The sequence below is a fragment of the Stappia sp. TSB10GB4 genome (assembly GCF_900185745.1).
Classification (GTDB): domain Bacteria; phylum Pseudomonadota; class Alphaproteobacteria; order Rhizobiales; family Stappiaceae; genus Stappia.
Genome location: NZ_FYAV01000062.1, coordinates 21,268 through 27,267, shown reverse-complemented (window position 1 = coordinate 27,267; position 6,000 = coordinate 21,268). Strand labels below are relative to the sequence as shown.

General features: G+C 68.9%; 7 protein-coding genes and 1 riboswitch. Of the genes, 4 read left to right on the top strand and 3 right to left on the bottom strand.

Features of this window, described 5'->3' with window-relative positions:
* Positions 1–301: 301 nt before the first annotated feature.
* Positions 302–601, top strand: coding sequence for an SRPBCC family protein (locus tag TSB10GB4_RS18560; protein ID WP_186396967.1), 300 nt, complete (start codon positions 302–304; stop codon positions 599–601).
* Positions 588–920, top strand: coding sequence for a helix-turn-helix transcriptional regulator (locus tag TSB10GB4_RS18555; RefSeq protein WP_186396966.1), 333 nt, complete (start codon positions 588–590; stop codon positions 918–920). Before TSB10GB4_RS18560 ends, TSB10GB4_RS18555 begins: the two co-directional genes overlap by 14 nt.
* Before the next feature lie 22 nt (positions 921–942).
* Here TSB10GB4_RS18555 and rnhA read toward each other — a convergent pair whose 3' ends face one another.
* Genes rnhA through ispH form a run of 3 tightly spaced genes read right to left on the bottom strand, consistent with a single transcriptional unit; the run spans position 943 to position 3,406 of the window.
* Complete coding sequence (rnhA, locus tag TSB10GB4_RS18550; RefSeq protein ID WP_186396971.1) at positions 943–1,380, bottom strand: ribonuclease HI; 438 nt, start codon at positions 1,378–1,380, stop codon at positions 943–945.
* 14 nt (positions 1,381–1,394) lie between these two features.
* Positions 1,395–2,360 (bottom strand): homoserine kinase, encoded by a 966-nt coding sequence (thrB, locus tag TSB10GB4_RS18545; RefSeq protein WP_186396965.1) that lies wholly within the window; start codon positions 2,358–2,360, stop codon positions 1,395–1,397.
* Between the two features lie 59 nt (positions 2,361–2,419).
* Positions 2,420–3,406 (bottom strand): 4-hydroxy-3-methylbut-2-enyl diphosphate reductase, encoded by a 987-nt coding sequence (gene ispH / locus TSB10GB4_RS18540; RefSeq protein WP_186396964.1) that lies wholly within the window; start codon positions 3,404–3,406, stop codon positions 2,420–2,422.
* Between the two features lie 258 nt (positions 3,407–3,664).
* Here ispH and TSB10GB4_RS18535 point away from each other — a divergent pair, with 258 nt between their 5' ends.
* On the top strand, positions 3,665–4,267 hold the full coding sequence (locus TSB10GB4_RS18535) for a hypothetical protein (RefSeq protein WP_186396963.1): 603 nt from the start codon (positions 3,665–3,667) through the stop codon (positions 4,265–4,267).
* A 274-nt stretch (positions 4,268–4,541) separates the two neighbouring features.
* Positions 4,542–4,634: riboswitch (glycine riboswitch) on the top strand.
* Between the two features lie 193 nt (positions 4,635–4,827).
* Positions 4,828–5,976: a glycine cleavage system aminomethyltransferase GcvT gene (gene gcvT, locus TSB10GB4_RS18530; protein WP_186396962.1), complete on the top strand. Its 1,149-nt coding sequence runs from the start codon at positions 4,828–4,830 to the stop codon at positions 5,974–5,976.
* Positions 5,977–6,000 lie beyond the last annotated feature (24 nt).

The following is a 6,000-nucleotide window of genomic DNA, read 5'->3' as shown; positions in this document are numbered from 1 at the left end:
CCACGCCGGCCGGGCTTGAGGGAGCGGCAAGCCGAGAGGGAGATGGAGCGTTCGATCGATCACGTGAGGCGGACACGCCGTGCGACCCGACCGGCCGTCGAGGCCGTGGTTCCGTTAGGCGCCGCCCCACGCGCAACCCATCTTGGGCCATGGCGGTTCACCATGCCGCCGAAACAGGCCGGACATACGAACCGCTGTCGATCCGAGCGAGCCTCAACTAATCGCTTGCCCTCAGGGGGCCGTCCACATACGGGTCAGGCTCGACGGGCCGTTCGTTCCCGGCAGCATCTCGACCGGCCGGATGACCTATCCCGGCTACGAACACTATCCCTGGCTCGCCACCGTGGAGCAGATGGAGCCCGAGAGGCTGCTCTCGTTCCGCTGGCACGATTTCGATGAGGCGTCCGGGCTTGCCGTCGCCGACCAGCCGACAACGCTGGTCGAGTTCCGGCTCGAGCCGGTGGCGGGAGGAACCCTGCTGACGATCACCGAAAGCGGCTTCGAGGCGCTGCCGGAGCATCGGCGCCTCGAGGTCCTGCGCGGCAATACGCAAGGTTGGAACATCCAGGCGGAGAACATCGCCCATCATGTTGCCGAGTGAGGCCGAGACGTCGTCCGCCGCGTCGGTGTTCGCGGCGCTGGGGGACAGGACCCGCCTGACGCTGCTGTCGCGGCTGGCCGAGGGACGGGCGCAGTCGGTCGTCGAACTGACCCAGGGCACCGGCCTGACCCGGCAGGGCATCAGCAAGCATCTGGCCGTGCTCGAGGAGGCGGGCGTCGTCGCCAGCGCGCGCGTCGGCCGCGAGACCCGCTTCGCCATTCGGCCGGCCGCACTGGCCGAGGCAAGCCGCTATCTGGAGCGGGCCTCGCGGCAATGGGACGACGCCATCGGCCGGCTGCGCAAGCTCGTCGAGGATTGACGGTGCGGGGCGCTTTCCCGGCCTATCTTTTCTTGAACGGTGCCATGCCCTTGCGGGCGAGTTCGTCGGCGCGCTCGTTGTCGTCGTGCCCGGCATGGCCCTTGACCCAGTGCCAGGTGACGTCGTGGCGGGTGCGCGCCGCATCCAGCGCCTGCCACAGTTCGGCATTCTTCACCGGCTTCTTGTCGGCGGTGCGCCAGGCATTGCGCTTCCAGTTGTAGAGCCACTTGGTGATGCCGTCGCGCACATAGGTGCTGTCGGTGTGCAGCTCGACCTTGCACGGCCGCTTGAGCGCGTTGAGCGCCTCGATGGCGGCGGTCAGCTCCATCCGGTTGTTGGTGGTCTGCGCCTCGCCGCCGCACAATTCGCGCTCATGCGCGCCGAAGCGCAGGATCGCGCCCCAGCCGCCCGGCCCCGGATTGCCCGAGCACGCCCCGTCCGTGTGGATGGTGACGCGCATGCGCTCCGCCTCGCTCACGGGGCGAGCCCGTAGTCGGAGGCGGTGGCGACACCCTGGTGGAAGCGCAGCTTGCGAAGGTATTCGCGCGGGTCCTTCGGCGTCACCAGCGCGCCGGGCGGCACCCGCAGCCAGTCGTGCAGCCGCGTCAGCAGGAAGCGCAGCGCCGAGCCGCGCGCCAGCAGCGGCAGAGCGTCGAACTCGGCGGCGGTGAAGTCGCGCACCTGGCGATAGCCGTTGAGCAGGGCGCGGGCCTTGGTGACGTTGAAGGAGAGGTCCGGCTCGAAGCACCAGGCATTGAGGCAGATCGCCACGTCATAGGCGAAGGCATCGGTGCAGGCGAAATAGAAGTCGATCAGCCCGGACAGGCGCTCGCCGATGAAGAAGACATTGTCTGGGAAGAGATCCGCATGGATGACGCCGGAGGGAAGGCCGCTCGGCCAGCGGCTCTCCAGATGGTCGAGCTCGGCGGTGAGCTCGGCCCCGAGCCCCTCCACCACCGTGTCGGCCTGGTCGAGCGAGGCGCCGAGCAGCGGCCGCCAACTGTCGACCGACAGGGTGTTGCGGCGCCGGCCGGAAAAATCCGCGCCGGCGAGGTGAAAGCGGGCGAGCGCCTCGCCGAGCGCGGCGCAATGCATCCGCTTCGGCCGGCGCACCCACATGCCGTCGAGGAAGGAGATGATCGCCGCCGGCCGGCCGGCGAGTTCGCCCAGCATTGCGCCGGAGCGGGCGGTGACCGGCTGCGGGCAGGAGATGCCGCGCGCCGCCAGATGGCGCATCAGCTCCAGGAAGAACGGCAGGTCGGCCGGGTCCACCCGCTTTTCGTAGAGCGTCAGGATGAAATAGCCGGCGGTGGTGTGCAGCAGGAAGTTCGAGTTCTCGACGCCTTCGGCGATGCCCTTGAGGGCGAGCGTGTCGCCGATGTCGTAGAGGGCGACGAAGGCCTCAAGGTCCTCGTCCGAGACGTCCGTATAGACTGCCATGGGTGCCGGTTTCGTGTTCGCTTGAAGGACGCGGGACGCGCGGGATGGATGGGGCGGGGCTACTCGGCGGCGGCCTCGCGCAGGGCGCGCGGCAGGTTGAAGGAAATCGTCTCCTCGGCCGTGCGCACGCTGTCGACGGTGACCTCGTAGCGCTCGGCAAAGGCGGCGATGATCTCCTCCACCAGGACCTCGGGCGCGGAGGCGCCGGCGGTGATGCCGAGGCGGGTGAGCGGCGGCAGCAGGTCCCAGGGGATGTCGGCGGCGCGCTGGACGAGGAGCGCCACCGGGCAGCCGGCACGCTCGGCGACCTCGCGCAGGCGCTGCGAGTTCGACGAATTCGGCGCGCCGACGACGATCAGCGCCTCGACCTGCGGCGCGACGGCCTTCACCGCCTCCTGCCGGTTGGTGGTGGCGTAGCAGATGTCGTCCTTGTGCGGGGCGACGATGTCGGGGAAGCGGGCGGCCAGCACCTCGACGATCTCGGCCGTGTCGTCGACCGACAGGGTGGTCTGGGTGATCCAGGCGAGCGGCCGGTCGCCGGCCGGCTCGAAGCGGCGCGCGTCCTCCACCGTCTCGACCAGGCGCACCGCGCCCTCGGGCAACTGGCCCATGGTGCCGATGACTTCCGGATGGCCGGCATGGCCGATCAGCACGATCTCGCGGCCGCGGCGGAAATGGATCTCCGCTTCCTTGTGGACCTTGGAGACCAGCGGGCAGGTGGCGTCGAGATAGAACATGTTGCGGGCGCGCGCGTCCTCCGGCACCGACTTCGGCACGCCATGCGCGGAGAACACCACCGGCCGGTCGTGATCGCCGTCCGGGATCTCGTCCAGCTCCTCGACGAAGACGGCGCCCTTGGCCTTCAGGCTCTCGACGACGAACTTGTTGTGCACGATCTCGTGGCGGACATAGACCGGCGCGCCGAAACGCTCCAGCGCCAGCTCGACGATCTGCACGGCACGGTCGACTCCGGCGCAAAAGCCCCTCGGCGCGCAAAGCAGCACCTGGAGCGGCGGGCGGGTTCCGGCGGTCGGGTGTGAAGCCAACAGGGCCTCCTTGCAGTCGGCGCCGGCGGGGAGCCGCGGCGCACGGGCTTTGCTGGCAATAGAGGTATGGGGGCAGGGCCTGTCAAGGGGTGGGCAAGGCGGGCGGGGTGCAACAGCGCGGCTTTGCCGGCTCGCGATCCGGCACCCGGTCGGCGCTGGACAGGCGCCCGGCGGCGGCGGCTCGCCAAGCGGCGGCCCGCCTGATATAGACGTTGCCCGAACGAGTTCGCGTCCTTGAGCAGAATTGGGAAGATTGGCATGCAGCACGCCGACTGGATCCGCCGTACGGGCCCGCTCGCCTCGCTGGCGCTTGGCCTTGCCGTTGCCGGCTGCGGCGCAGATATCTCCGGCGTCGGCGACGATGTCGCCAAGACGGTGATCTCCGGCAACGCCTCCGACAAGTCGGTGGTCGAGGGGATCAACCCCGACACGTTCCGCCGGGAGGTTCCCTGTCCGCCGCTGGAGGTGGAGCCGGGCCACTATCTGCTGATGATCCACGACCGCGGCAAGGACGACGATCCCAAGGCGCTGCGCTACCAGGCGAATATCGAGAACTGGGCGCGGCGCTGCGTGCGCGACGGCGGCGACGGCGTGCTGATGACCGTCGGCGTCTCCGGGCGCGTGACGCCGGGCCCGGCCTGGCAGGGCGGCGAGGTGCTGCTGCCGATCCGCCTGACCATCGTCAACACCGCGCCCGGCGGCCCCAAACCGGTGGTGCGCCAGCTCGCCGTGCCGGTGACGCTGGGCGCCGGGTCGCCGGCCGAACAATGGGCGCTGGTGGAGGAGAATGTCGCTATTCCCCAGACCGCTTCGACCAAGGTGCAGATTGCGCTGGACGAGAAGGGAAAACGGCGGCAATAGGAGGGGCGTGTTGACAGGGCGACAAGCGCTGTCGACAATGCGACATGCTGGTGCGGTGAATTTGAAATACGCCTTCGGGTGGCAGCAGGCTGAGAGCGTATTTCAAATTCGAAAACCGCACCAGAAAACGTGAATTTTCCTGTCGCCCATATCTGAAGTTCGTTCAGAGCGTGCTGTGAAACGTGACGAACTTCAGATATGGGTGACAAGGCGGCGTGGACGTTGTGCGCCGCCGGCAGGGACCTGAAGACGGCACGTCTTTGCGATCCTGCTTCAAGGACTTGCGGGAGAGGTCGGCATCCCGGATGCCGGCGCCGAAGGAGCAACCGCCCCGGAAACTCTCAGGCAAAAGGACCGCAGGTCGAGCAACGCTCTGGAAAGAAGTCCGGACCGCCCTTCGGGTCGGGGCCGGGCTCACCGAAGGAGTAACCGCCTCACATTCGGGCGCCGGTCACGGACCGGAGGCCGGGCGGGAAATCTCTCAGGTCGTCAGGACAGAGGGGGTGCGTGGATACGAAACGTGTTCGCGTCACCAGACCCTCTAGCGCCAGGACGACCACATGGCCGATCACGCCGACGGATCCCTGCTTTCGACGCCTCTTACAGATCTGCACCGCGAGCTCGGGGCGCGCCTCGTGCCCTTCGCCGGCTACGAGATGCCGGTCCAGTATCCCGCCGGCATCATCGCCGAGCACAGCCACACCCGCGAGAAGGCCGGCCTCTTCGACGTGTCGCATATGGGCCAGGCCTGGCTCATCGGCCCCGACCACGAGACGACGGCCCGCGCGCTGGAGGCGATGGTGCCCTCCGACGTCGCCGTGCTGAAGCCCGGCCGCCAGCGCTACACGGTGCTGCTGAATGCCGAGGGCGGCATCGTCGACGACCTGATGGTCTCGCGGCCGCAAGGCGAAGAAAACGACGGCCGGCTGTTCCTGGTCGTCAACGCCTCGCGCAAGGCGGTCGACTACGCGCTGATTGCAGCGAACCTTCCGGGCAACGTGCGGCTGGAGCCCATCGAGGACCGGGCGCTGATCGCGCTGCAGGGGCCGATGGCGGCTAAGGTGATGGCCGCCCATGCGCCGGCCGCCGCGGACATGGCCTTCATGGGCGTTGCCGAAATGGAATTCGACGGCATCGCCGTCTATGTGTCGCGCTCCGGCTATACCGGCGAGGACGGCTACGAGATCTCCGTGCCGGCGGGCGCTGCCGAGCCGCTGGCCCGCGCCCTGCTCGCCGACGAGCGCGTCGCCCCGATCGGCCTCGGCGCGCGCGATTCGCTGCGCCTCGAAGCCGGGCTCTGCCTCTATGGCCATGACCTCGACGAGACCACCTCGCCGGTCGAGGGCGCGATCACTTTCGTGCTGCAGAAGCGCAGGAAGGACGAGGCCAATTTCCCCGGCGCTGCCCGCATCCTCTCCGAACTGGCGGAGGGACCCTCGCGCGTGCGCGTCGGGTTGATGCTGGCGGGACGTGCCCCGGCGCGCGAGGGCGCGGAAATTCGCGCTGCGGACGGCAGCGCCATCGGCGTCCTCACCTCGGGCGGTTTCGCGCCGACGCTGGGTGCCCCCATCGCCATGGGCTATGTCGACCCGGCCCATGCGGGTGTCGGCACGCCGGTGAAGCTCGTCGTGCGCGGCCGCGAGTTGGAGGCGAGCGTCGCCGACATGCCGTTCGTTCCCCAGCGCTACCATCGCAAGCCGTCGGCCTGACGGCTTGCCTTCCTATCGTTCAAG

Bases quoted from the DNA above. Each gene is read 5' to 3' on its own strand.
- thrB (WP_186396965.1), bottom strand. From the start codon at position 2,360: ATGGCAGTCTATACGGACGTCTCGGACGAGGACCTTGAGGCCTTCGTC.
- TSB10GB4_RS18555 (WP_186396966.1), top strand. From the start codon at position 588: ATGTTGCCGAGTGAGGCCGAGACGTCGTCCGCCGCGTCGGTGTTCGCG.
- TSB10GB4_RS18560 (WP_186396967.1), top strand. From the start codon at position 302: ATGACCTATCCCGGCTACGAACACTATCCCTGGCTCGCCACCGTGGAG.
- rnhA (WP_186396971.1), bottom strand. From the start codon at position 1,380: ATGCGCGTCACCATCCACACGGACGGGGCGTGCTCGGGCAATCCGGGG.
- TSB10GB4_RS18535 (WP_186396963.1), top strand. From the start codon at position 3,665: ATGCAGCACGCCGACTGGATCCGCCGTACGGGCCCGCTCGCCTCGCTG.
- gcvT (WP_186396962.1), top strand. From the start codon at position 4,828: ATGGCCGATCACGCCGACGGATCCCTGCTTTCGACGCCTCTTACAGAT.